The following is a 24,846-nucleotide window of genomic DNA, read 5'->3' as shown; positions in this document are numbered from 1 at the left end:
AAAGGTGGAGCCTAATCACAGTTTTACGAATTGCTCCGCGCTATCTGTCCACCTGGTTTTATTACGCCCGACTTTATCAAAAGATAAATTCGATCTGGCTGGCAACGGCTTCACTTTTACTACTGGCAGGAAAATAGATGAAAACTCTTGGTCTGATCGGGGGAATGAGTTGGGAATCCACTATTCCTTATTACCGGATGATTAATCAATATGTTAAGCAACATCTAGGTGGTCTTCATTCGGCAAAAATCGTGCTTTATAGCGTAGATTTTCATGAAGTTGAGCAAATGCAATCATCTGGCGATTGGCAGGCAGCGGCTCGCCTGCTGGCTAATGCTGCAGTGGCTTTAAAAAAAGCCGGTGCCGAAACTATCGTGGTATGTACCAATACCATGCACAAAGTGGCAGATGAGATTGAGGCGGCCAGCGGCTTGCCGTTATTGCACATTGCCGACGCTACTGCGGCGCAGATTAAGCAACAGGGGTTGAAAAAAATTGGGTTACTGGGTACCCGCTATACGATGGAACAGGATTTTTACCGTGGGCGCTTAACCGAAAGGCATAATATCGAGGTCGTGGTGCCTGACGATGCGGATCGGGAAATCGTCAATCGGATTATTTATCAGGAACTTTGTTTAGGTGAAATCAACGAAACATCCAGAGCAGAATACCGCCGGATTATTACCAAACTGGAACAACAAGGCGCCAAGGGTATTATTTTGGGCTGTACTGAGATCACTCTGCTGGTAAACGCTGAAGATGCCTCAGTACCGGTATTTGATACCACCGCCATTCATGCTCAAACCGCCGCTAAATATGCGTTAAGCTAATAACTGGCCGCGAAGATCCCTAAAAGCAAAAGATAATAGCGATGGGGCAACTGATTGCCCCAGCTTAGTTTTACTTTATTGGTCTATCATCACGAAAATCAGTTATAAAGAGAAGAAAATCAATCCTGCGATACCACCAAATAATACCCATTTAATCAGATAGTAAACTCGTCGATTCCAGGCTTTTAATCGTTTACCCACTTTACGTATCGCGTAAATATATTTAAATAACCGATTCACCCCACCAGTACGATCTTCATCACTGTTTGGCGCGGTTGCCGCACTCATTAAATTCCGACCAAACCAATGATTAACCCGCTGCGCCCAGCGATAACGCATCGGCCGCTCTATATCACAAAATAAAATCAGCCGGTTCTTGCCGCTTTTATTCTCGGCAAAATGCAGATAGGTTTCGTCGAACAATACCCCTTCCCCATCCCGCCAGCTATAGGGTTCGCCGTCCACTTCAATAAAACAGCGGTCGTCGTTGGGCGTAATCAAACCAAGGTGATAGCGCAAAGAACCAGCATAGGGATCGCGGTGGCGAGGCAAACGGCTGCCATCAGGTAATTCCGCAAACATGGCTGCTTTCACCGAAGGTAATCCACGCAGTAGTTCCGTCGTAAACGGACACAGACTCATCGCCGAAGGATGATTATCCTCATACCATTTTAAATAAAAACGTTTCCAGCCGGTTTTAAAGAACGAGTTAAAACCGGCATCATTATATTTATCCGAAGCCTTAATCTGCTGTATCGCCATCAAGGATTCACCTTCTTCGCGAATCTTTTGCCAGTTGGCCTGTAACTGCTGTAATTCGGGAAAGGTTTCGGGTTTTAAATATGGCGTGTTCGGTACTTTAGAAAAAAGGTACATAAACACATTGAGCGGTGCCACAAAGGTGGAGTGATCAGAAAGCTGTCGCCAAAAAGGATAGCGAGCTCGTCCGCGGTAATGAATGTAAAGCACGCAAAGTATAAATATCAATAAAAACAGATATTTCATTGTAATGCACCCGTTCGTTTGAGCTCTATAAAACCTAAGCTTCTCGCTTTAAGACGAAAAACCGCGAATCGCGTTGTGATAACGAAATAAAATGAATCCCTTCAAGCGCCGCAATTTTAACCAGAGCCTGACCCAAGAAATACTGATTAGATCTTAATTCCCTTGTTGAGCATCGAGTTTCATTAGCGGCAAATCAGCGGGGGTTTTCACCGGATACATCCTTGCAGTTAAGCCTACGGCAGGAATGTGAATACGGCGCTTATCGCTAAAAAAGCCCGATAGCAACGTACAAGGTCTTGATGGCACGTTGTAACATCAGCGGCGGCTTATTCCATTATCCGTAATGCAAATAATTAGAATGAAAAGACATTCCCGATCTAAAGCCTCAATAACTATAGATATGGATTAAGAAAATAACCAAAGAGATAAAGAGATAAAAAAAATCCCGAACTGCAATCAGTTCGGGATTCAATTTTAATCATTGTAAAAATGATGGCGTAATAAGTCTCGGGACGGCTTATTTCTGGTATTTACGCATCACCAGAGTGGCGTTAGTACCACCAAAACCGAAGCTGTTGGACATAACCGTCGTCAGTTCACGTTTGGTTGGCTCAGTGATGATGTTCATCCCTTCGGCTTTCTCGTCCAGATTTTCGATGTTGATGCTCGGCGCAATAAAACCGTGCTCAACCATCAGCAAGCTAAAGATAGCCTCATGAACGCCTGCAGCCCCCAGAGAGTGACCGGTCATCGCTTTGGTAGAAGAGATTGCCGGTGTATTGTCACCGAAGACTTCACGAATTGCGCCCAGTTCTTTCACATCGCCAACTGGCGTAGAAGTACCGTGCACGTTCATATAATCAATAGGAGTATCAACGCCCTGCATCGCCATTTGCATACAACGCACCGCGCCTTCGCCTGATGGAGCAACCATGTCTGCGCCATCTGAAGTTGCGCCGTAACCGACGATTTCAGCATAGATATGTGCGCCACGGGCTAATGCATGCTCGAGTTCTTCAACTACGACCATACCGCCGCCGCCTGCGATAACGAAACCGTCACGGTCTTTATCGTAGGTACGAGACGCTTTTTCTGGCGTTTCGTTGTACTTGGTGGACAGGGCGCCCATCGCATCAAACTCACAGGCCATTTCCCAGCACAGCTCTTCGCCGCCGCCAGCAAAAACTACGTCCTGCTTGCCGAGCTGAATCAGTTCAACCGCATGACCGATACAGTGAGCAGAGGTGGCACAGGCGGAGCTGATAGAGTAGTTAACGCCCTTGATTTTGAACGGCGTAGCCAGACATGCGGAAACGCCGGATGCCATAGCTTTGGTCACCATGTACGGGCCAACGCCTTTCAGGCCGCGCGGAGTACGCATGGCATCGGAACCAGCAACCTGGTTACGTGGCGAACCACCGCCAGAACCGACTACCAAGCCGCTGCGGAAGTTAGAAACCTGCTCTTCGGTCAGACCAGAGTCTGAAATTGCTTCCTGCATAGCCAAATAAGCGTAGATCGAGGCGTCGCTCATAAAACGCAGCACCTTGCGATCGATCAGATCTTTCGGCTCAGACTGGAGTTTTACATCGCCCCAAACATGGCTGCGCATACCTGCGTCTTTAAATTCCTGAGCGAAAGTAATACCAGAACGACCTTCCTGCAGAGATGCCAGGACCTCCTGCTGATTGTTACCAATGCTGGAGACGATACCCAGGCCAGTAATCACTGCACGCTTCATTTAATACCTCTTCCACTTTTAGCTTTCGGGATTTTGCAATGCACTTTAGCGTACAGTTGTACGCCGAACAAGTCCGATCAGCGTAATATCACCAGATTATCTTCCGATTTGCACCCAAGGTAACACCTCGTTAAAATCCCTCTACCCCTTGAGATACGAGTCTTCTTACGTGAATAACACCCCCATCCAAACCGCCACACTCAGCTGGAACGATCAGGGTACACCTGTTTCGGAACAGTTTGATGACGTCTACTTTTCAAATCAGGATGGGCTGGAAGAAACCCGTTTTGTTTTTCTCAAGGGAAACGGTTTTCCACAGCGTTTTATCGAGCATTCGTCCACTCGCTGCGTGGTCGCGGAAACCGGTTTTGGCACTGGCCTAAACTTTTTAACACTGTGGCAAAGTTTCGCGCAGTTTCGTCAGCAACAACCTGATGCATCGCTTCAGCACCTGCACTATATAAGCTTCGAAAAATATCCGTTAAACCTGAAAGATCTCGCCGTCGCCCACAGCCGCTGGCCTGAGCTGGCTGCTTTTTCCGAACAGCTACGCGCCCAGTGGCCAATGCCCCTGGCGGGTTGTCACCGTATTTTGTTGGATCAGGGTCGTATTACGCTGGATTTATGGTTCGGGGACGTGAATACGCTGCTGCCTCAGTTAGACGCCAGCATGGATAATCAGGTTGATGCCTGGTTCCTGGACGGCTTCGCGCCTTCCAAAAACCCGGATATGTGGAACGAATTGCTGTTCAGCGCCATGGCGCGACTCGCTCGCCCAAGGGGGACTTTCGCGACCTTTACCGCCGCAGGCTTCGTGCGTAGAGGCTTGCTGCAGGCCGGTTTTGAGGTTGCTAAAGTCAAAGGTTTTGGGCAAAAAAGGGAAATGCTGACCGGGGTTTTGCCGGAAAATCACATGAATCCACATCCTGCGCCTTGGTATGCCCGCCCGGTCGCCAGCGACATTCAGGATATCGCCATTATCGGCGGCGGCATTGTCAGCGCCCTAACCGCGCTTTCTTTGCTGCGACGCGGAGCCAACGTCAGCCTGTACTGCGCCGATGAAAAACCGGCGCAAGGAGCTTCCGGCAATCGTCAGGGGGCGATTTATCCGTTACTGAACGGAAAAGGCGATGCGTTAGAGGATTTTTACACCAGCGCCTTTACCTTTGCCCGCCGCCAGTACGATGCATTGATCGAACAAGGCATGGCCTTCGACCATCAGTGGTGCGGCGTAAGCCAGCTGGCTTACGATGAAAAAAGCCGTAGCAAAATCGATAAGATTTTAGGCACGCAATGGCCGAAAGAATTTGCTGAATCCATGAGCCATGCCCAGCTAACTGAGCGAGCGGGTGTGAACAGTGGGCATGACGGCATTCATTATCCAAACGGCGGCTGGCTTTGCCCTTCAGAACTGACCACGGCGCTGATGGCTCTGGCACAACAACAAGGCATGAACTGCCACTATCAGCATGAAGTCACCGAGCTGACGCGGGTAGAAAATCGCTGGCAGCTGACTTTTGCCAATCAGCCAGATACCCGTCATCACACGGTGATTCTGGCGGCCGGCCATCGCTTACCCCAGTGGGAACAAACTCGTTTCTTACCGCTGACGGCGGTACGTGGTCAGGTTTCCCATATTCCCACCACGCCAACCCTCAGCAAATTGAAAAACGTACTCTGCTACGACGGTTATATGACACCGGTTAATCCGAATAATCAGCAGCATTGTATCGGAGCCAGTTATCAGCGCGGTGAAACCTCCACCCTTTTCAGTGCCTCTGAGCAACAAGAAAATCGCGATCGTCTGATGCGTTGTTTACCGCAGGTGGATTGGGTACAGCAGGTGAATGTTTCAGATAATCAGGCGCGCTGTGGCGTGCGCTGCGCCATTCGCGACCATTTACCGATGGTGGGTGCAGTGCCGGACTATCAGGCCACGCTGACTCAATACCAGAGGTTACAACAGCAGATCAAAAACGGCGATCCGATCGAAGCCGCGCCGGTATATCCGGATTTGTTTATGGCTGGAGCTTTAGGGTCGCGCGGATTATGCAGTGCGCCGCTGATAGCAGAGATTCTGGCTGGTCAAATGTTCGGCGAGCCGTTGCCGCTGAATAATTCAACGCTGTCCGCATTAAACCCGAATCGTTTTTGGATTAGAAAACTGCTGAAAGGCAGACCGGTACAAAATCCACCGCGCCCTGAATGAAAGGCAGCTGCCATGATGCCTTAAAGCGTCACGGCAGCGATAAAACTAGTGAGAAATCTGCGCGTTTGCTAATAGGCGATCCCACAGACCCAACACCAAAACCTGATCCGGCGGCGATAATTCGCCAGCTTTGATAGCTTTATCCAGACTGTGCTGAACGCGAGCGTGTAACTGCTCGGCAGAATGCTCGCCGTGCTCTTCCGATTCTGCCACTGCTAATGTTAGGTGACCGCGCAGGTAGCCGCCCGCAAACAGGTCATCATCGCTGGCGTGCTCTACCATGTCATCAATCTGCGCCAAAATGCGCGATTCAAATTCTGCGATCATTACTCTTCCTCAATAAACTTTCTGGTCAGTCTGGCAATCAGTCGAAATCTTCCGGATAAGGGAAGTGTTCCGCCGCCAGCGGGGGCGTATTGTAAAACGATTGCAACGCCCGAATAAAGCCCGCAGGTCGTGGGGATATTCCCTGTTCCAAATTCCGCAGCACCTGTTCACGAACTTTACGTTGAAAAGCAAGGCGATCGGGCTCGCAGTCACCTTCCAGATTGTCGCAACTCACGTTGAAAGGGAAACCCGCAGCGACGCAAAACATCCATTCTAGCGCCTGCGGTTTGATTTCTACCGCCTCAAACTGGCTTTGGGTGAGCGCATCGCGCCCGTCCGGGCAGTACCAGTAACCAAAATCTACCCGCTTGCGCCGTTCTTCGCCGGCAATGCACCAATGAGAAATTTCATGCATACCGCTGGCATAGTAACCGTGGGCGAACACAATGCGATTGTAATCCACCTGATCATCAGCCGGCAGATAAATAGGCTCGTCATCGCCTTTCACCAGCCGCGTGTTGAATTCTTCGCTGAAACAGCGATTGAAAATATCGATAAGTTCTTGATAGTGATGAGTATGGTTTTGAGTCGATAAACTTTCTGACATGATTACGCTGTGTATACCCGGTAAGCCGCAAATTACGCCTCCGCCAAGTTGGCGTCAGAGGCAATACAGTGAGCAATAATGCCCTTATGGAAAAAGAGGGATTATCCCATTAAGCCGCGTAACAAGCGAGCATTAGCCGATGCCCTGCAATGCCAGCCACGCCTGAATTTCTGAGCCGTGATTATCATAGAGTAGCTTGCAACTCATCACCAAAGACACGACAACGATCATCGGCCGGATAAGTTTCTGACCACGAGTTAGCACCATATGTGCGCCCAAACGCGCGCCCAGCACCTGCCCAACCAGCATCACCAAGCCGATGCCCCATAACACTTTTCCACCGAGAATAAAGAAGGTTAGACCACCTAAATTCGAGGTGAAGTTCAGTACCTTGGCGTGAGCAGTAGACTTAGCCAGATTAAAACCGCATAAAGTGACAAACGCCAACGCATAGAAGGAGCCGGCGCCGGGGCCAAAGAAACCATCGTAAAAACCTATGCCACCACCGGCGATTAATGCGAAAGGCAGCGCTGACAGTCGACGTTGTCGATCCAACTCTCCCAATCTCGGCGTCAGCAGGAAATACACCCCGATGCCGATGACCAGCAGAGGGAGAATCTGTCGCAAGATATCGGCCTGCATATGCTGAACCAGAATCGCCCCTAGCATTGAACCGGCCAAAGTCAGGGCAATAGTCAGCCTTTGCTCTTTGAGATTAACCGCTCCACGGCGAATAAAATACAGGCTGGCCGAGAAAGAACCGCCCACAGACTGGAGTTTATTCGTGGCCAACGCTTGGGTCGGAGGCACGCCTACCGCCAATAGCGCCGGAATGGTTAATAGCCCGCCGCCGCCGGCGATGGAATCAATAAATCCCGCCAGCAGCGCCACTAAAAACAAGACCCCGAGAACCTCAGGGCCAAGAGTGAACCAATCCAATGACTATCTCCCTGCGAAGTGGTTATCCAGCAACGCCTGACAGGATGGCGGTAATGGTGGCGGCGTAGTTTTACCCGGTTTGGCGCTTGGCTGATGAGGCTGGAACCAGCTTTGCAGCTCGGCACCACAGCCATCACCCGCTGGCGGTGAATCCTGATCTTCGCATTCCAAACTGTCCGCCGGGCAACGCAAACGCACGTGCATATGCGCCCGATGGCCGAACCAAGGCCGGACTTTATGCAACCAATCACGATCACTTCCGGCACTGATACATAACTGCTGCTTAATCGCCGGATTGACGAAAATCCGCGTGACTTCGCTGTCTTTCGCTGCCAGTTTTATCATGCTGGCAACCTGTGGCTGCCATAAACGCGGTACTACCTGTTTGCCATCCGAGGACACCAAATCGATCGGCTGAGGTTTCAGCAACTGCTGCGAAGTCCAGCGCTGGGTTGGCAACTGTAGCCAGATATCCACATCCAGACCAGACTGGTGGCTGGCATGGCCACTGCTAAAGCGTCCACCGGCAGGCATAGCCATATCGCCGATCAACACCAAACCCAACTGTTGCCGTTTGGCCTGCTCGCTGAATCGCTGGATAAAATTCAGCAAATCCGGATGACCAAAATAACGGCGTTGATCGGGACGCATTACCTGATAATTTGCCGATTCCAGCGGCAAAGGCTGCGCGCCTATGACGCAACCATTAGCGAAACCGCCAATGGCCTGCGAGGTACCGCTAACCGGATGATCGATTTGTTGCCACGGCGTCAAAGCCATGACTGAAGAGGACGCGAACCAGGCCGCAGCCCCCAACATCCCTATTTTCTTCATTGAGTTACCAGCGCGGAACGTCAGAGTTAACATCGCCACACTGCGCGCGTTGACGCAGCAGGTGGTCCATTAAAACAATCGCCATCATGGCTTCGGCAATAGGAACCGCACGGATACCGACGCACGGATCGTGACGACCGCGAGTCACCATTTCCACGGCTTCTCCCTGACGGTTGATAGTCTGCCCCGGCACCATAATGCTGGAAGTCGGTTTCAGCGCCAGGTGGGCAACCACCGGCTGACCACTGCTGATACCGCCGAGAATCCCGCCTGCGTGGTTGCTCTGAAAACCTTCCGGAGTGATTTCGTCGCGGTTTTCGCTGCCACGCTTAGTGACTACGGCAAAACCGTCGCCTATTTCCACGCCTTTCACCGCGTTGATGCTCATCAGCGCGTGAGCCAGATCGGCATCCAGACGATCAAATACCGGCTCGCCTAAACCAACCGGCACATGTTCCGCCACGACCGTCACTTTCGCGCCGATAGAATCACCGGCCTTTTTCAATTCGCGCATTAGCGCATCCAAAGGCTCCAGCTTGCTGGCATCCGGACAGAAGAACGGGTTTTGTTCAACCAAATCCCAATCCAGCAGATCGCAGCTGATATCACCAATTTGTGCAAGATAACCGCGCACCGTCACGCCGAATTTCTGATGCAGATATTTCTTCGCTATGGCACCTGCGGCGACGCGCATTGCGGTTTCCCGCGCCGATGAACGACCGCCGCCACGATAATCACGCACGCCGTATTTTTGCTCATAGGTATAGTCGGCGTGGCCAGGGCGGAACACGTCTTTGATCGCACTGTAATCCTGCGAGCGTTGATCGGTATTTTCGATCATCAGGCCAATACTGGTCCCTGTAGTTACCCCTTCAAACACCCCGGACAGAATACGAACCTGATCCGGCTCCCGGCGCTGAGTAGTGTAACGAGAAGTCCCCGGACGACGCCGGTCGAGATCCAGCTGAATATCCGCCTCGGTGATTGGAATACCCGGCGGAACACCGTCGATTATGCATCCCAACGCGATGCCGTGAGATTCACCAAAAGTGGTGACGCGGAAAAACTGCCCAATACTATTCCCAGCCATCACGGCTCCTTACCCATGAGTCAAAATCCGTCTGCCGGTCAGAGAGCGATCTCGCCGGCAAGTATTACAGCAGGCACAAACGTGTCTACTGCTTAGTCACGATACATGCTGAAATGGTGATGACAATCAATGAGCTGCTGTTTTGTCAGCATAAACACACCGTCACCGCCGTTGTGGAACTCCAGCCAGGTAAAGGGCACGTCAGGATACTGATCCATCAAGTGCACCATGCTGTTACCCACTTCGCAAATCAGAACGCCATCATCCTGAAGAAAATCAGGGGCGCAGGCCAGAATCCGGCGCGCCAGCGTCAATCCGTCAAAGCCTGCCGCCAGGCCCAATTCCGGTTCAAAACGGAATTCCTGCGGCAAATCGGACATATCTTCTTCATCTACATACGGCGGATTTGTCACAATCAAATCGTATTTAATCGGTGGTAAATCGCGGAAAAGATCGGAACGGATCGGCGTAACCTGATGTTCAACGCTGTGCTGCTGAATATTGTGCTCGGTCACCGCCAGTACATCCGCTGAAATATCAACGGCATCCACTTCCGCTTCCGGGAAAGCGTAGGCGCAGGCGATAGCGATACAGCCGCTACCGGTGCACATATCCAGAATATGGATTGGCTGATGTGAAATCAGCGCTTCAAAACGGTTTTCAATCAGTTCACCAATCGGTGAACGAGGCACCAGAACGCGCTCGTCTACGTAATATTCCTGCCCGCAGAACCAGGCTTTATTGGTCAGATAAGCGACCGGAATGCGCTCGTTAACCCGGCGGATAACCCGCTCAACAATACGATGGCGCTCGCTGTATGTCAGACGGGCGTTGCGCATATCTTCAGGAATATCAATAGGAAGATAGATAGTTGGAAAGACCAGTTGAACGGCTTCGTCCCACGGATTATCCGTGCCGTGGCCGTAAAAAATATTAGCCGCGTTAAAACGGCTGACAGCCCAGCGCAACATATCCTGAATGGTGTGCAGTTCTTTCACTGCTTCATCGACGAAAATTTTGTCCAATTTATTCTCCAACAGGTATGCGTAAAATCAAGGTTTATGCGCCTAGTTTGCCATGAAGCCCGCGACAAATCAGCAGCTATACACATGTGAATGATACGCAAGCGATGAAAATATGCCAAAAGGGTGCAAAACTTTGTCGACATTTATTTAGACAGATAACATCCAGCAGGTAAACTGAGAAAATTGATTAGGTACTAAGAATAAATAATGAAAAATAAATTTCACTTGAGCAATGAGGAGCTGCAACTTTTCAGGGAATCGATCGCGGGAGCCAAAAAACTCAAACAGGACACCATCCTGCATCGTCAGGCACCACAGAAAGCGCATAAAATTACGCCGGTACGCCTGCTACAAGAGCAGGTCGATGCCAGCTATTACTTCTCTGATGAATTCCAACCGCATATCGATAACGAAGGCCCCACACGCTATGTGCGCCCCGGAGTCGATCATTTTGAAGTAAAAAAGCTGCGACGCGGCGATTACTCACCGGAAATGTTTCTCGATCTGCATGGGCTCACGCAAAAGCAGGCCAAACAAGAGCTGGGTGCCTTGCTGGCAGCCTGTAAACGCGAACACGTACACTGCGCCTGCGTTATGCACGGACACGGTAAGCACGTTCTGAAACAACAGACACCGCTGTGGTTAGCGCAGCATCCGGACGTATTGGCGTTTCATCAGGCTCCGAAAGAATGGGGTGGCACCGCCGCCTTGCTGGTTTTGATCGAATTAGCCGAATAAGTTAACCCAATAATGAATTAGCCAAAAAAATAAAGGCGCGACAGCAAAACTGTTCACGCCTTTATTAATGATGCCGGTTAATCGTGCTTTTGGCCTTTTGGGGCAGAAGGCAGAAGTTTGTATCACACCGCAGCCGCTAACCTGTTTTCAGGTCATCCTCACAAGCCGTCAGACTTTGGCCATCAGCTGAGAGGGACTCACTTGCCAATCCAACTTGCCCATTCCGCTGTTCATGTCTAAATCGACACAGGCCATCGCGGAAGTCGCAAACATCGGCGCACATTGACCCGGACACAGCTCGGCAACCAAATAGCCCACCAGCGGAAGATGCGAAATCAGCAGCACTGAAGCGCAACCTTCTTTGGCCAGAGCCTGCAAATAGCAGGCCACCATCGCAGGATCCCCACCCGGCGTCAGTTCCGGCATCACTTCCTGCCCGTCAGGCAGAGTCAGCGCTTCTCTTACCACGCCAAGGGTTTGTTCCGCACGCAGATAAGGGCTGACCAGTATCTGCTCAATATCCACCGATTGGCTATTTAACCAGGCGGCTATCTGCCGTGATTCTTCACTGCCACATTGGGTCAGAGGCCTCTGTGCATCACTGGCTGCGTCAAGAGCCGCGTCGCCATGACGCATGATTAGAACTTGCATATTGCACCGCTTTTGTTAACAAAATAACGCTATACAGAAACGCAACGCGTGCTGTACCGCCGAGAACTTTGCCCTAAGACAAAGCAACTTCATCACGATAACGCGCCGTCTCTCTATGGCGGCCGGGCATTTTGCCTGAAACTCCACGTAAATAAAACGGCTGTTTTTACACCAACAAAACGCACCGCCAACCATTACTGTTTAATAAATAGCCTACTCAACAGTTTAATCCATTATTTATTCTCTACACAATGTAGAGCTACTAACTTAAAAGCTTATTAAATCTTAGCCAGTAAATTAAGGCTAAGGTAACGCGAGCACTGGCACCTGTACAGCAGGTAAAAACAGCAGAGTTACAGGCGGTGATCCCGCTCACATTCTAACCAAAAAGCATTCTGAACGCAGAATGCCTTCGGATTTACACTCATTCTGCTGCAGTAGACTCTTCCGCTGGCACCTCAGTTTCCGGGTAGAACACCGCCTTCTGCTCTGCCATCGCCACCAGACGCTCACAGGGGGCAAAACGCTCGCCGTATTGCTGTTCCAGTAGCTTCATGGTTCTGGCTGCAGTATCCAGACCCAGACGATCCAGATAACGGAACGGCCCACCTAAGAAAGGAGGAAAACCGATGCCGAAAACAGCGCCAATATCGCCATCACGCGGATTACGAATGATGCCTTCATCCAGGCAGCGTACCGCTTCGTTCAGCATCATCATCACGCAGCGCTGGGCAATAACTTCGCGCTGTATATGCGCTTTCGGCGTGACGCCTAATAGCCCATAAACGTTCGGATCGGCCTGTTTAGCGGGGCTTTTCCTCAGCTTAAAGCCCGAAGTTTTGGCCGGATAGAGATAGAAACCACGGCCATTTTTACGCCCTTTACGGCCATCTTTTAAAATTGCGTCCAGAGAAGCCGGAGCGGCAAAGCGCGAGCCGAGCTGTTCCACTAGAATCGGCATGATTTTGGTGCCCACATCGATCCCGACTTCATCCAGTAAATTCAGCGGCCCAACCGGGAAGCCAAAATCAACCAAAGCCTTATCGATTGACTCAATCGGCTCGCCGTCCAGCAAGCAGCGCGCCCCTTCGTTAATGTAGGGAGCAAGAATGCGGTTTACATAGAATCCGGCGCGATCGCCGACCACAATTGCCGTTTTCCCCTGTTTGCGGGCGAAGGCCACCGTGGTTGCAATAGTTTCTTCGCTGGTTCCAGCGTGAGGAATCACTTCCACCAGCGGCATTTTGTCCACCGGGCTAAAGTAATGCAAACCGATAACCTGTTCTGGACGTTTAGCCTCGGCGGCTATCTGGCTGATAGGCAAAGATGAAGTATTGGAGGCAAAAATAGTATGAGGCGCTCCGTGCGCCTCAATGTCGGCCACCATCTGCTGCTTCAGCGCCAGATCCTCAAACACCGCTTCAACAACGATATCCACATTGTCGAAGCCGCTGTAATCGGTAGTGCCGGAAATCAGCATCATTTGGCGCTGCCGTTCCGTTGGTCGCAGCCGTTTACTGCGTACCCGTTTGCCCAATGCGTCCCAGGTATATTTCAGCGCCTGATTAATACCTTGCGGATTAATATCTTTAATTCGCACCGGTAAACCGGCTCGGGTCGCAGTGACATTGGCGATACCGCCGCCCATTAAACCTCCGCCCAACACGCCAACCCGACTAATTTTGCGCGGTTGTGCCGTTGAGCCACTTTCTTTTTTCAATGACGTTGTCGCGAAAAATAAGCTGCGTAACGCCGCTGATTCCGCAGACATAGCCAGCTCGCCAAATGCCCGAGCTTCCGCTTCGTAGCCGCTCGGGCCGCCGTTATCCAGCCCCTGGCGAACGACATGAATAATGCGTTCTGCCGCCGGATAATGGCCTTGGGTTTTCGCCAACGTTTTCTTCCGCACGATATTGAATAATATAGATTTTCCTAGCGGCCCATTCAGCAAGCGTTCCTGCCACGGCAGACTTGGCTTATCCACCCAACCAGCTTTGGCACGGCTAACGGCCACTTCCAGCAAGATATCCTGCGGAACGGCATCGTCCACCAGCCCTATTTTCAGCGCCTGCCTAGCGCGAATCTGGCGGCCAGTCAGCATCATATCCAGCGCTTTGCTCGCGCCGATCAATCGAGGTAATCGTTGCGTGCCACCGGAACCCGGCAATAGCCCTAATTGGACCTCAGGCAGCCCCAAAACGGTTTTATCATCCAATGAGCACACGCGGCCATGACAAGCCAGAGCCAGCTCCAGACCGCCGCCCAAGCAGGCTCCGTGGATAGCCGCCACAACGGGGATCGGGAACGCGGCAATTTGCGCTAACGTTGCCTGGCCTTTTTGCGCCAGAACCCTGGCATCCTGCGCGGTGCGACAGGCGGCGATCATGGTGATATCGGCTCCGGCAATAAATGAATCCGGTTTGCCCGAAACAATCACCAGCCCCTGTAATTGCGGCGAAGACTGCGCTTGTTGCAGCACTTGGGCAATTTGCTCTGCAAATTCAGCCTTTAAGGTGTTGACCTTTTCATTGGGGACATTGATGGTGATGACCCCGATGTTATCCGGCCGAATACTGAGCTGAAACACCGACTCGGTCGAAGGCATTGTGGCGTCTCCCCTGCCCTGTTCTACGCGATTTTCCATTATTCCACCTCTACAATCATGGCTGCACCCAGACCACCGGCGGCACAGGCGGTCGTTAAGCCCAATCCACCACCGCGACGACGCAGCTCATTCAACGTTTGCGTGATCATCCGCGCTCCGGTTGCCGCAAAAGGATGACCATAGGCGATAGAACCGCCCAAGACGTTGAATTTATCCATATCAACCTCGCCTATCGCCTGACTTCTCCCCAGATATTGTTGAGCAAAACTATCGCTGGCAAACATTTTCAGGTTAGCGAGCGTTTGCGCGGCAAAGGCTTCGTGCATATCGATTAACGTCAGATCCGCCAGCGTGATACCAGCGCGATCTAATGCCAACGGCGTGGCATAAGACGGCCCTAACAACATGTCCTGCCAGACGTCGATAGCGGAAAAAGCAAAACTGCGTAAATAGCCCAGAGGTTGCAGCCCCAATTCTTTGGCTCGCCCTTCGCTCATCATAATAACTGCTGCGGCACCATCAGTCAGCGGCGTGCTGTTTGCCGCCGTTACGCTGCCGTGCTTGCGATCGAATGCCGGGCGCAGCTTAGCGTATTGCGCCATGGTGGAATCTTTGCGCACATTATTATCTTCACTGATAGCCGCACGGTATGGTGGGATATAAGCGGTCATCACCTCATCCTGTAAATAGCCTTTTTGCCAGGCTTCCGCCGCCAGCTGGTGAGAACGCAGCGCCAACGCATCCTGATCTTCCCGGCTGATACCGTAGGTTTTAGCCATTTGCTCGGCGGTATCTCCCATACGCAAACCGGTGGAATACTCCGCCACTGCAGGTGCAACCGGCAATAAATCACGGAATTTCAAACGACTGAATAGTTTTAGACGCTGTGACAAAGTTCGGGCTTTATTGACGTCAACCAGCGTACGCGCCAGCGCTTTGCTGACGCCAATAGGTAAAACGGAGGAAGAATCTGCGCCGCCGGCGATGGCTATCCCCACCGACCCCGCAATAAGACTTTCGGCCACGTTCGCCACCGCCTGAAAACTGGTGGCACAGGCTCGGGAGACGCTATAGGCGTCAGTGTGTACGCTCATGCCGGTGCCCAATACGATTTCACGAGCAATATTCGGCGCTTCCGGCATCTGAACCACCTGCCCAAATACCAGTTGATCGATCAACTCAGGTGCAATTCCACTTTTTGCCAACAGCTCGCTGACAACAATCTTACCCAAATCAACAGCGGGAACCCCATGATAGGCGGTAGCTTGTTTAGCAAACGGGGTGCGCAGGCCGTTAACAATCGCAATGCGGTCGCCCTGACGCGTCACTAACGGAAGTGGCTTACTCATAAAGGCTCCTGAGAGATAAATTGGCATTTATTAGGATGCTAGGTTAACAGGTCTGACCTGATCCGATTATTGTTAACCAAACGTTTACATTTGGCAAACCTATTGAGGCCAAAAATGCGAGCAGGAGCAACTTTCAGAATAAAAAAGAGAGATAGGGAAAGAGGAAAACGAATAGACGGGAGAAAGAATAATAAGGAAATAGATTCAGTGATTAAATAGCGCGGAGCGAAAGCTCCGCGCTAAATACGGCCAGATTAACGCAGACCCAGCTGGAAAATCAGCATTTCTGCTTCACAGGCAAAGGTAAAATCAACGCTGAGTTGAACACCTTCTGCTACCGTCTCGATTCTTGGCTCAATCAGGCAAGGGTCGGATTCGACGGAACGCGCTTTTTCGATCAAGGTGTTTAGCATTGCTTCGGCTTCGCTCTGGCTGGCGAATACCTTGCTGTAGGACGCGGTACAATCGGTGTTATCCATCACAGTACCGACATCTACGCAGCAGCAGGCTGCGGTTTCTTCTGCATTACAGCGTTTAATTGCATCTGACATCTTCAATTCTCCTCAAGGGACATTTCAAATAGGTGCAAATTGCCATTTGTGATCTGGCTCAAAAATCGATATCTGCCGCTATTTTACTCCTGCAAACCCCGCATCACTAGAACTTACTGTTTATGTGCCTATTTAGTGACGAAAATCTCAGTTAAAGCATCGCAAAAATAATAAGTCATAGATTTATTGATATGGGCATGTAAGTTTTTTGTTAAGTGGATCTATTTTTTGCAATCAATTTCAATCAATTTCAAAAACATTCTTGCAACATTCCTACAGGTCAGACCTATACTTCAGCCACTGGTCTGATTTGTCAGATTGGTAACGGACCCTACAATCCCGCGCTCTCTTGTTACGCTATGTAACATAGTTTAAATAATAAACACATTAAAATGAGGTTTTGGTCATGAACCAGAAAAACCTGTTTACCCGATCAGCTCTGGCAGCTGCAGTGGCAATTATTTCTTCGAACGTTTCTGCGGCCGGTTTTCAGCTGAATGAATATTCAGCGGCTGCATTGGGCCGTTCTTTCTCTGGTGAAGGCGCCGTCGCCGACAACGCATCCGTAGGTAGCCGCAACCCAGCAGCTATGACGATGTTTGACCGTCCTTCATTCTCCGGCGGTTTTGTCTACGTTGACCCTAACGTAGATATCAGCGGTCAATCTCCGCTGACAGGCCGCAGCACCGACGCTAAAAATATCGCGCCATCTGAGTGGATTCCTAACATCCACTTCATTATGCCGCTGAATGAACAATGGGCTATCGGCGCATCCGGTACTTCCAACTACGGTTTAGCCACCGAATTTAATGAAGACTATATCGCCGGCTCACTAGGCGGTAAAACCGATCTGAAAACCGCTAACCTGAACCTGGCGGCTGCGTATCGTCTGAACCAAAACTTCAGCTTCGGTCTGGGCTTCAACGCCGTTTATGCCGATGCGAAAATTGTGCGTCACATTGGTGAAGCGGGTGGCCGTTTAGGTCTGCCAGCGCGTACCGAAGTTGCCAATATGGAAGGTAAAGAGTGGGGCTACGGCTGGAACGCCGGCGTGCTTTATGAAATCGATAAAGAAAATCGCTACAGCTTCACTTATCGTTCTAAAGTGAAAATCGACTTTGATGGCGATTACAGCAACCAGCTACCAGTAGCCTTTGGCGGAACTGGCGGTGCAATCGTTCCTGGTGCTCTGACACTGAACCTGCCAGAAGTCTGGGAAGTGTCCGGTTATAACAAAGTGGCACCGCAGTGGGCGATTCACTATAGCCTGGCCTACACCAGCTGGAGCCAATTCCAGGAGCTGAAAGCCACAGGTAACAACGGTAAGGTACTGTTCGAGAAGCACGAAGGCTTTAGAGACGCATACCGTATCGCGCTGGGTACAACCTATTACTACGACGATAACTGGACCTTCCGTACCGGTATCGCGTTCGATGATAGCCCGGTTCCAGCTCAAAACCGCTCCATTTCGATCCCCGATCAGGACCGTTTCTGGATCAGTGCCGGTACTACCTATGCGTTCAACAAAGACGCATCTGTTGACGTGGGTATCTCCTACATGCACGGCCAGAACGTGACCATCAACGAGAAAACGCCACCAGCATTGGGCGGCACGAACTACGAGTTCAACTCCAAAGGTACGGCAATGCTGTACGGCGTGAACTTTAACTACGCGTTCTAACCCCAAATCAGCCGGATAATGCGCCGTAGGGTGGATTATCCGACTGTGCGCCCTGAATCGGGAAGTTGACGAATTCGCGGCAACAAAAAAGCGCCTGAAGGCGCTTTTTTTATCTGTCACATATCAATCCGCTTTTATATATCAACCCGTTTTGATATATCAAACTGATTAGTTGGCTGAGTCGATGCTTTCCAGATCGCCCTGAATTGCCTGAGCATTTGGATTTGCTTCCGGTTTCAACACACCGCCGCTGGCGAGGAAATCGTTACGCTGGAAGTAAGCTTCACGCACCATCAGGTACGGATCGGAGGAATTACGCAACAGACCATCGGAATCCAACAATTGCGCACGAGTTTCAATCCCTTCAATCATCCATTTGCCCGCAGACATCCAGAATGTCAGATAGCTCAGCACCGGATAGACGTTATCAGCCCAGTCGCCGCCTTCCTGACGCACGGTAAAGCTGCCATAACCCGGCAACACCACATAAGGCCCGTAAGGCACATCGTAGTAGCCTAAGGTGCTACCGAAACGATGCGGTACTTCTTTTGCCAGTTTAGGGTTAGCCATACCCGCGACGTCAATCAGACCGCCCATACCCAATAAAGTGTTGAGGAAGAAACGGTTAAAGTGCTTCATCGCTTTGTACGGGTCACCGACCAGGAAGCTGTTCACCATGCTCGCCGGTTCTTCCAGGTTACCCATAAAGTTACTCACGCCGTTACGCGCAGGCTGCGGCACATAATCACGCCAGGCTACGGCAACGGGGCGAACTACATAAGGGTCAAGAACCTCATAGTTAAAGTTGAACATCGCCCGGTTAAAACCTTCCAACGGATCGGAGCGGCCTTGTTCCATCTGATCCGGTGAAGAACTGGCGCAACCCACCAATAATACGCTCGCGAAAGCCAGCCCTGTCAGGCGAAAATTCATATGTTTCTCCATGAAATTACGTTCAGCCCCTGCGCTTAGGGGATCTGTCTATTTATCTGGACGCTAATCTGCCCGTTACCGCTGAATTCCTGTACCACGCTTTCACCAAACCAGTCACCGCGCTGAGGATTTGCCGTACCGTCCAGCGATAAACGCACCCGAACTTTTACCTGATGCAAAGCAGAAAGCAACGATTCCGGCATCATCGCATTACTGTCATCCAGCGATAACGTCAGTGGGAATCGGCTCAGCGGCAGCTGTTTAACGGCCACAGGCACCGGACTCACTCCGTCAGTGACCGAAATAATCAGAGTCCCTTGCTGCGGTAATTTTTTAGCCGCATCGGGAGACAAAGAAACCGTCACTTCCAGTTTAGCTGTTTCCTGACCGGACTGTGCTTTTGCCTGCTGAATACTGCGTTTTATTACTTCAGCACGGGAATCGCCGGCAGGCAGCAATTTTAGCATAACTTCCCACGCGCCAATGGCTTGTTTGAAATCTCCCTGCTCAAAGGCATTAAATGCTAATAGACTCAACACTCGCGGGTTACCGTGATCCTGCGCCAACATGCTACGCAGCATTTGCGTGGCTTTCTGGTTATCTTGGGGATCGTTAGAACGGGTTAACACCTCGGCATAGCCTAGTTTCACGTCCATATTATCCGGCGCGAGCTGATAGGCTTTTTCAAACGCCTGCGTCGCGGTAGTCGCATTATTCAGCGCCATACCCACTCGGCCCAGCATCATCCAGTCGTTAACATTGTTATCGTCTTGCTGCAAAGCGGTGCGCAGCCCTAAACCCAAGCGCGCCACTTCTTCCATCGTCAGCGGCTCTGCTCGTTCATTGGCAACTCTGGCACGTAACTCCGGCATTTGCGCCTGTACTTCCCGCCACGCGTGCAACTGGGTTAAACCACCGGTTTTGACATAAAATCCTATGGCAACCAATACCAAAATCACCACGCCGGGCAACAAAGCCCAACGACTGATCGGGCTGGATTGTTCCGCCGGTTGCTCGGGAATATCTGTCAGTAGATTCTGCTGTAGCTCTTTGATCAGTTCCGGTCGCTCGGTGACCACGCCCTGCGCTTCGTCTTCTGCCAGTTCGTTTAATCTATCCTGATAAAAAGCTTTATTCAGATCATCCCGCGTAGTTTTGCGGTTATTATTGCTTTGTTTCATTGCAGGAACCACTAACAGGGCACCCGCTCCGGCCAGCGCAATGATTACTATTAGCCAAAAAGCCATTATGGTTGTTTCCCGTCAGTATTTGCCACATTCCGGTTTTCCGCTTCATTCTGCGCCAGTATGGCAGCCAGACGCTGCCGTTCCTGCTCCGGTAACTCGTCTTCAGCAAGCATCTGGTTACGGCGACGCCCGCGTAAAATGACGACCGCCCCGCCGATCAGCACAAACAGCGCTGGCCCCACCCACAAAATGAGCGTAGCGGCAGTCACCGGTGGTTCATAAGTGACAAAATTGCCGTAACGCGCCACCATATAATCGATAATTTCAGGTTTGGTTTTACCCTGTTGCATCAGTTCATACACTTTATTGCGCATATCTGCGGCAATAATGGCATTAGAATCCGCAATACTGTTGTTCTGGCATTTGGGGCAACGCAGCTGCTCGGTTAATTCCCGATACTGCTGCTCCTGTTGAACCGAACTGAACTGATAAGTATCAATGGCTGCGAACGCGCCCCAGCTCAGTAACATACCGAGGGCCAGACTGATTAGCCTCATGCGCCCTCCTGATACTTTTTATATAACGGTAGAATTTCCTGCTGCCAGACGCGATCGTTAAGATCCCCCGCATGGCGGTAACGAATGATACCTTGTCCGTCGATCAGAAAGGTTTCCGGAGCGCCGTAAACGCCTAAATCCAATCCCAGCATTCCATCACCGTCATATAAGCTCAGCGCGTAAGGATTCCCTAGTGTATTCAACCAGTTCACCGCTTTGGCACGGTCATCCTTATAATTCAGCCCGACCACGCGAATTCCCTGCGCCGCCAGTTTATTCAGATATTCATGCTCGGCGCGGCAGGTCGGGCACCAGGTAGCCCACACGTTAAGTAACATAGGTTTACCATCGTGCAGTACCGCCTGATCGTAGGTTTTTCCTGCCTGACCCAGAGATTCCAGCTTAAAGGTCGGAACGGGTTTACCAATCAGCGCCGATTCTAGCATCGTAGGATCTTCCCCTCCGGCATTGCGGCTCAGTTGCACTAAAAATGCCACCACCAGCAGCAGGAACAACACCAGCGGAATAAACAATAACTTAGACTTCATTACTGTACCTCCGGTGCGATACCGCGCGTTAATTTCTTACTCATCCGATAGCGCGGGTCCAACATACACAAAATACCGCCCACCGCCATAAATACTCCGCCGTACCAAATCCAGCGGACGAAAGGCTTGTAATATAACCTCACCGCCCAGGAACCATCCTCTAGCTCTTCCCCCAACGCCGCATACAAATCACGAGTCAGGCCACCGTCGATAGCCGCTTCGGTCATCATGGAGCGAGCTGTGCTGTAATAACGTTTCTCTGCGTGCAGCGTCGCTTCGGGTTTGCCGTTGCGGGTGACGTCGATGATACCTACGCCGCCGGTGTAGTTTGGTCCTTTAATGTCGTGAACATCGCGGAAAACAAAGTGATAATCGTGGATATCAATACCATCTCCCGATTTCATTCGGACATCGCGCTCAACACTATAATTCTGACTAAAGGCAATGCCAATTACCGTAACCGCCACGCCCAGATGCCCTAATACCATGCCCCAATGACTGCGGGAAAGGTGAGTCAGGCCGCGCCAGAAACCGTGGCGATGGGTTGCTCGCTCATGCAATTCCATTAGCGTCAGAATAATGACCCAGAAAGCCATCATCAAACCCACTACCGTCATTCCGGCGATACTGTCCTGCATTAACCAAGGCACTAAAATTGACAGTAACGTGGTTGCCACCAAGGCAACGCCCAAGCGACGCCACAATTTGCTCGGTTCATCCCGACGCCAGCGTACCAACGGCCCTATCCCCAGCAACAGTGCCAACGGTGCCATCAGCCAAGTAAACATGGTATTAAAGAAGGGTTCACCGATGGAAATACTCCCCAACCCCAGTTGTTTATGTACCAGCGGCAGCAAAGTCCCCAGTAGTACAACTAGCATGGCTGCGATCAGCAATACGTTGTTTCCTAACAAAAATGTCTCTCTAGAGAACACTTCATGCTGAGTACGGCTGCGTACCTGCGCCCCTTTCACCGCGTACAACAGTAAGGAACCGCCGATCACAATCACCAGATAGGCCAGAATAAACATACCTCGCGCCGGATCGGAGGCAAAAGAATGCACCGAAACCAATACGCCGGAACGCACCAAGAAGGTTCCCATTAAGCACAGGGAGAAAGCCGTGATCGCCAGCAGCACCGTCCACGCTTTGAAAGTACCGCGTTTTTCCGTCACCGCCAGAGAGTGAATCAGCGCGGTTCCGGCCAGCCACGGCATAAATGACGCATTTTCTACCGGATCCCAGAACCACCAACCGCCCCAGCCCAATTCGTAATAAGCCCACGCAGAACCCAGCACGATCCCCAGAGTGAGGAATACCCAGGCCGCCTGGGTCCAGGGCCGTGACCATCGCGCCCATGCGGTATCCAAACGCCCCGCCATCAACGATGCGATGGCAAAAGCGAACGCCACGGAAAATCCGACGTATCCCATATATAACAACGGCGGATGGAAAATCAGCCCGACATCCTGTAGCAACGGATTCAAATCCTGGCCATCTATCGGGAAATTAGGCAAAGTTCGGGTGAAAGGGTTAGAAGTCATGATGATAAACAGCAGGAAACCGCCGGTAATCATGCCTAATACGGATAAAACTCGCGCCACGGCGTCCTGCGGCATTTGACGGCTGAATAATGCCACCGCCAGCGACCAACAACTTAACAACAACACCCAAAGTAATAGCGAGCCTTCATGCGCCCCCCAGGTAGCAGCGATTCGGTAATACACCGGCAACTGGCTATTGGAGTTAGCCGCAACATAGGAAACGGTAAAATCATTCACTACAAAGGCATAGACCAGACACATAAACGATAGCGCGACGGTCACAAACATGCCGTAGGTCAATGGTCGTGCTACAGCCATCATTCGCGCGTCCTGCCGCGCCGCTCCCCACTGGGGGTAAATGCTCAGCAGCAGCGATATCGCCAGCGCCAGACATAACAGGAAATTGCCGATTTCAGGCATCATGAAGCGTTCCCCTCGTTCTGACCGTTGGTATAAGCCGCCGCCGGACGAACGTGATTTTCTTTCATCGCTTCAGCAACTTCCGGTGGCGTATATTTTTCATCATGCTTAGCCAGCACTTCTTTAGCATCCACCCGATTCCCTTCAGCAAAAACGCCCTGAGCTACCACACCCTGCCCCTCGCGGAACAGATCCGGCAAAATACCGGTGTAAGTCACGTCGATCGCACCGCGCGCGTCATACACCTTAAAAGTAACCTGTAGGCTCTGCGGGTCGCGTTTTACTGAACCGGGCATCACCATTCCACCAATACGCAGACGCTGCCCAACCTCAGGTTTTTCGTGCTTAGGCCCCTTCCCCTGTAAAATCTCGCCTGGGGTATAAAACAAGTCAATATTGGCTCGCAAGGCATAAAGCACCAGCGTGGTGGTCAAACCTATGCCGATTAATACCACTAAGGCCAGATACAGACGGCTTTTTCGACGTGGGTTCATTATTTTCTCTCCCGCTGCTGCGCCTGACGAATTCGCTGATCGCGTCTACGTTGGCGGCGAATACTCTTCAATAACCCTTGTTTCATCCACAGGGTATGCGCCCATAAACCAAGCAACGACAGCAAGGTCACGGCCACCGCCAGCCAGACATAAAAGGCGTAACCACCCATCGCGAAAAAATCCGCCCAAGAGTTGAATGCCGGTGTCATAGCGAGCGCTCCTTACCTAACAATTCCGCCACCCAAGGGCGATGACGCTCCTGATGTAAAATAAGATTACGTAAACGCATTAACGTAAGAGTGGCAAAAAAGAAGAGATAGCCGAAGATTGCCCAACGCAGCGGAGTACGCATGGTCGGATAAATGGTTTGCTGCATATCGGTAGAGCCTTGATGCAAGGTATTCCACCACACCACGGAAAAATGGATGATAGGTATATTCACCACGCCAACCAATACTAAAATACCGGCGGCTCGACCGGCCAGTTTTCGATCGTCAAATGCGTGATACAGCGCAATCACGCCGATATACAGAAACAGCAGTACCAACTCGGATGTCAGGCGCGCGTCCCACAACCACCAGGTTCCCCACATAGGTTTTCCCCAGGCAGAACCGGTAGCCAGCGCAATAAAGGTAAATACCGCCCCCACAGGAGCCATCGCCGCCACGGCCAAATCCGCCATTTTCATCTGCCAGACCAGCCCGATAAAGGCGGCTATCGCCATAGACATATAAATGCCCATCGACCAAATCGCCGCGGGCACATGCAGGTACATTATCCTAAAACTGTTACCTTGCTGATAATCAGCCGGTGCGAAGCCAAAGCCTCCCCCCCAACCGATAGCCAGACAAATGATGGCCGCTGCGCCGAACCACGGAATAAAGCGACCGCAGACTCTGTACAGCCTTTCAGGCTGGGCAAATTGATGAAACCATTTCCACATGTTGGTCATTGCTCACTATAAAAATGACAGTAATCGTC

The 24,846-nt window shown here is 51.2% G+C and carries 23 protein-coding genes and 1 pseudogene; 4 read left to right on the top strand and 20 right to left on the bottom strand.

The features are described 5' to 3' along the window. The first annotated feature begins 137 nt into the window (after window positions 1-137). Window positions 138-830: an aspartate/glutamate racemase family protein gene (locus ACQ4OC_RS06040; RefSeq protein ID WP_064517140.1), complete on the top strand. Its 693-nt coding sequence runs from the start codon at window positions 138-140 to the stop codon at window positions 828-830. A gap of 102 nt (window positions 831-932) precedes the next feature. Here ACQ4OC_RS06040 and lpxO read toward each other — a convergent pair whose 3' ends face one another. Beyond that, window positions 933-1,835: a lipid A hydroxylase LpxO gene (gene lpxO, locus ACQ4OC_RS06035; protein ID WP_064517138.1), complete on the bottom strand. Its 903-nt coding sequence runs from the start codon at window positions 1,833-1,835 to the stop codon at window positions 933-935. Between the two features lie 517 nt (window positions 1,836-2,352). Next, window positions 2,353-3,576: a beta-ketoacyl-ACP synthase I gene (gene fabB / locus ACQ4OC_RS06030; protein WP_064517136.1), complete on the bottom strand. Its 1,224-nt coding sequence runs from the start codon at window positions 3,574-3,576 to the stop codon at window positions 2,353-2,355. A gap of 169 nt (window positions 3,577-3,745) precedes the next feature. Between fabB and mnmC the strand changes: the two genes are divergently transcribed. Next, window positions 3,746-5,785 (top strand): bifunctional tRNA (5-methylaminomethyl-2-thiouridine)(34)-methyltransferase MnmD/FAD-dependent 5-carboxymethylaminomethyl-2-thiouridine(34) oxidoreductase MnmC, encoded by a 2,040-nt coding sequence (mnmC, locus tag ACQ4OC_RS06025; protein WP_064517134.1) that lies wholly within the window; start codon window positions 3,746-3,748, stop codon window positions 5,783-5,785. 45 nt (window positions 5,786-5,830) lie between these two features. Here mnmC and ACQ4OC_RS06020 read toward each other — a convergent pair whose 3' ends face one another. The 6 genes from ACQ4OC_RS06020 to prmB form a co-directional block, all read right to left on the bottom strand. Continuing rightward, window positions 5,831-6,112 carry a YfcL family protein gene (locus ACQ4OC_RS06020; protein ID WP_049596983.1) on the bottom strand — a complete coding sequence of 94 codons (282 nt, stop codon included), beginning with the start codon at window positions 6,110-6,112 and terminating at the stop codon, window positions 5,831-5,833. A gap of 37 nt (window positions 6,113-6,149) precedes the next feature. After that, window positions 6,150-6,719 carry an elongation factor P hydroxylase gene (locus ACQ4OC_RS06015; protein ID WP_064517132.1) on the bottom strand — a complete coding sequence of 190 codons (570 nt, stop codon included), beginning with the start codon at window positions 6,717-6,719 and terminating at the stop codon, window positions 6,150-6,152. A gap of 132 nt (window positions 6,720-6,851) precedes the next feature. Continuing rightward, window positions 6,852-7,658 (bottom strand): sulfite exporter TauE/SafE family protein, encoded by an 807-nt coding sequence (locus ACQ4OC_RS06010; protein WP_064517129.1) that lies wholly within the window; start codon window positions 7,656-7,658, stop codon window positions 6,852-6,854. Window positions 7,659-7,661: 3 nt separating this feature from the next. After that, a complete protein-coding gene (mepA, locus tag ACQ4OC_RS06005; protein WP_120805873.1) occupies window positions 7,662-8,477 on the bottom strand; it encodes a penicillin-insensitive murein endopeptidase in 816 nt (271 codons plus the stop codon). Window positions 8,478-8,496: 19 nt separating this feature from the next. After that, window positions 8,497-9,582 (bottom strand): chorismate synthase, encoded by a 1,086-nt coding sequence (gene aroC, locus ACQ4OC_RS06000; RefSeq protein ID WP_049596979.1) that lies wholly within the window; start codon window positions 9,580-9,582, stop codon window positions 8,497-8,499. A gap of 92 nt (window positions 9,583-9,674) precedes the next feature. Then, entirely contained in the window at window positions 9,675-10,607 is a 933-nt protein-coding gene (gene prmB / locus ACQ4OC_RS05995; protein ID WP_430971016.1) for a 50S ribosomal protein L3 N(5)-glutamine methyltransferase, read from the bottom strand. 207 nt (window positions 10,608-10,814) lie between these two features. Here prmB and smrB point away from each other — a divergent pair, with 207 nt between their 5' ends. Continuing rightward, window positions 10,815-11,345: an endonuclease SmrB gene (smrB, locus tag ACQ4OC_RS05990; RefSeq protein ID WP_064517124.1), complete on the top strand. Its 531-nt coding sequence runs from the start codon at window positions 10,815-10,817 to the stop codon at window positions 11,343-11,345. A gap of 168 nt (window positions 11,346-11,513) precedes the next feature. Here smrB and sixA read toward each other — a convergent pair whose 3' ends face one another. The 4 genes and pseudogenes from sixA to ACQ4OC_RS05970 all read right to left on the bottom strand — a co-directional run bounded on the left by sixA (window position 11,514) and on the right by ACQ4OC_RS05970 (window position 16,501). Next, on the bottom strand, window positions 11,514-11,996 hold the full coding sequence (sixA, locus tag ACQ4OC_RS05985) for a phosphohistidine phosphatase SixA (protein ID WP_064517122.1): 483 nt from the start codon (window positions 11,994-11,996) through the stop codon (window positions 11,514-11,516). A 424-nt stretch (window positions 11,997-12,420) separates the two neighbouring features. Continuing rightward, window positions 12,421-14,583, bottom strand: a pseudogene (gene fadJ / locus ACQ4OC_RS05980) (fatty acid oxidation complex subunit alpha FadJ); the annotation flags it as partial. A 56-nt stretch (window positions 14,584-14,639) separates the two neighbouring features. Next, complete coding sequence (gene fadI / locus ACQ4OC_RS05975; RefSeq protein WP_064517119.1) at window positions 14,640-15,950, bottom strand: acetyl-CoA C-acyltransferase FadI; 1,311 nt, start codon at window positions 15,948-15,950, stop codon at window positions 14,640-14,642. 254 nt (window positions 15,951-16,204) lie between these two features. Then, on the bottom strand, window positions 16,205-16,501 hold the full coding sequence (locus ACQ4OC_RS05970; RefSeq protein ID WP_072080590.1) for a YfcZ/YiiS family protein: 297 nt from the start codon (window positions 16,499-16,501) through the stop codon (window positions 16,205-16,207). Between the two features lie 406 nt (window positions 16,502-16,907). On the opposite strand from ACQ4OC_RS05970, the gene fadL reads away from it, so the two are divergent. Beyond that, a complete protein-coding gene (fadL, locus tag ACQ4OC_RS05965) occupies window positions 16,908-18,182 on the top strand; it encodes a long-chain fatty acid transporter FadL (protein ID WP_064517117.1) in 1,275 nt (424 codons plus the stop codon). A gap of 168 nt (window positions 18,183-18,350) precedes the next feature. Here the strand turns inward: fadL and mlaA are convergent, their stop codons facing one another. The 8 genes from mlaA to ACQ4OC_RS05925 are packed head-to-tail and all read right to left on the bottom strand — an operon-like array spanning window position 18,351 to window position 24,808. Then, window positions 18,351-19,115 (bottom strand): phospholipid-binding lipoprotein MlaA, encoded by a 765-nt coding sequence (mlaA, locus tag ACQ4OC_RS05960; protein ID WP_064517115.1) that lies wholly within the window; start codon window positions 19,113-19,115, stop codon window positions 18,351-18,353. Window positions 19,116-19,150: 35 nt separating this feature from the next. Continuing rightward, window positions 19,151-20,362 carry a c-type cytochrome biogenesis protein CcmI gene (gene ccmI, locus ACQ4OC_RS05955; protein ID WP_064517113.1) on the bottom strand — a complete coding sequence of 404 codons (1,212 nt, stop codon included), beginning with the start codon at window positions 20,360-20,362 and terminating at the stop codon, window positions 19,151-19,153. After that, window positions 20,362-20,859 carry a cytochrome c-type biogenesis protein gene (locus ACQ4OC_RS05950; protein WP_064517111.1) on the bottom strand — a complete coding sequence of 166 codons (498 nt, stop codon included), beginning with the start codon at window positions 20,857-20,859 and terminating at the stop codon, window positions 20,362-20,364. The genes ccmI and ACQ4OC_RS05950 overlap by 1 nt, the downstream gene beginning before the upstream one ends. After that, window positions 20,856-21,407, bottom strand: a complete 552-nt coding sequence (locus ACQ4OC_RS05945; RefSeq protein ID WP_064517109.1) for a DsbE family thiol:disulfide interchange protein — start codon at window positions 21,405-21,407, stop codon at window positions 20,856-20,858. The genes ACQ4OC_RS05950 and ACQ4OC_RS05945 overlap by 4 nt, the downstream gene beginning before the upstream one ends. Continuing rightward, entirely contained in the window at window positions 21,407-23,374 is a 1,968-nt protein-coding gene (locus ACQ4OC_RS05940) for a heme lyase CcmF/NrfE family subunit (RefSeq protein ID WP_064517107.1), read from the bottom strand. Before ACQ4OC_RS05940 ends, ACQ4OC_RS05945 begins: the two co-directional genes overlap by 1 nt. Continuing rightward, window positions 23,371-23,865 carry a cytochrome c maturation protein CcmE gene (gene ccmE / locus ACQ4OC_RS05935; RefSeq protein WP_064517105.1) on the bottom strand — a complete coding sequence of 165 codons (495 nt, stop codon included), beginning with the start codon at window positions 23,863-23,865 and terminating at the stop codon, window positions 23,371-23,373. Before ccmE ends, ACQ4OC_RS05940 begins: the two co-directional genes overlap by 4 nt. Then, the gene (ccmD, locus tag ACQ4OC_RS05930) at window positions 23,865-24,074 is read right to left on the bottom strand and encodes a heme exporter protein CcmD (protein WP_064517103.1); all 210 of its coding nucleotides are present in this window, start codon (window positions 24,072-24,074) and stop codon (window positions 23,865-23,867) included. The genes ccmE and ccmD overlap by 1 nt, the downstream gene beginning before the upstream one ends. Then, complete coding sequence (locus ACQ4OC_RS05925) at window positions 24,071-24,808, bottom strand: heme ABC transporter permease (RefSeq protein WP_064517101.1); 738 nt, start codon at window positions 24,806-24,808, stop codon at window positions 24,071-24,073. Before ACQ4OC_RS05925 ends, ccmD begins: the two co-directional genes overlap by 4 nt. Between the last annotated feature and the right edge of the window lie 38 nt (window positions 24,809-24,846).

It is taken from the genome of Yersinia sp. J1, from assembly GCF_050586585.1.
Classification (GTDB): domain Bacteria; phylum Pseudomonadota; class Gammaproteobacteria; order Enterobacterales; family Enterobacteriaceae; genus Yersinia; species Yersinia entomophaga.
The sequence above is the reverse complement of the archived record's forward strand: the minus strand, read 5'-3'. Positions and strand labels throughout refer to the sequence as shown.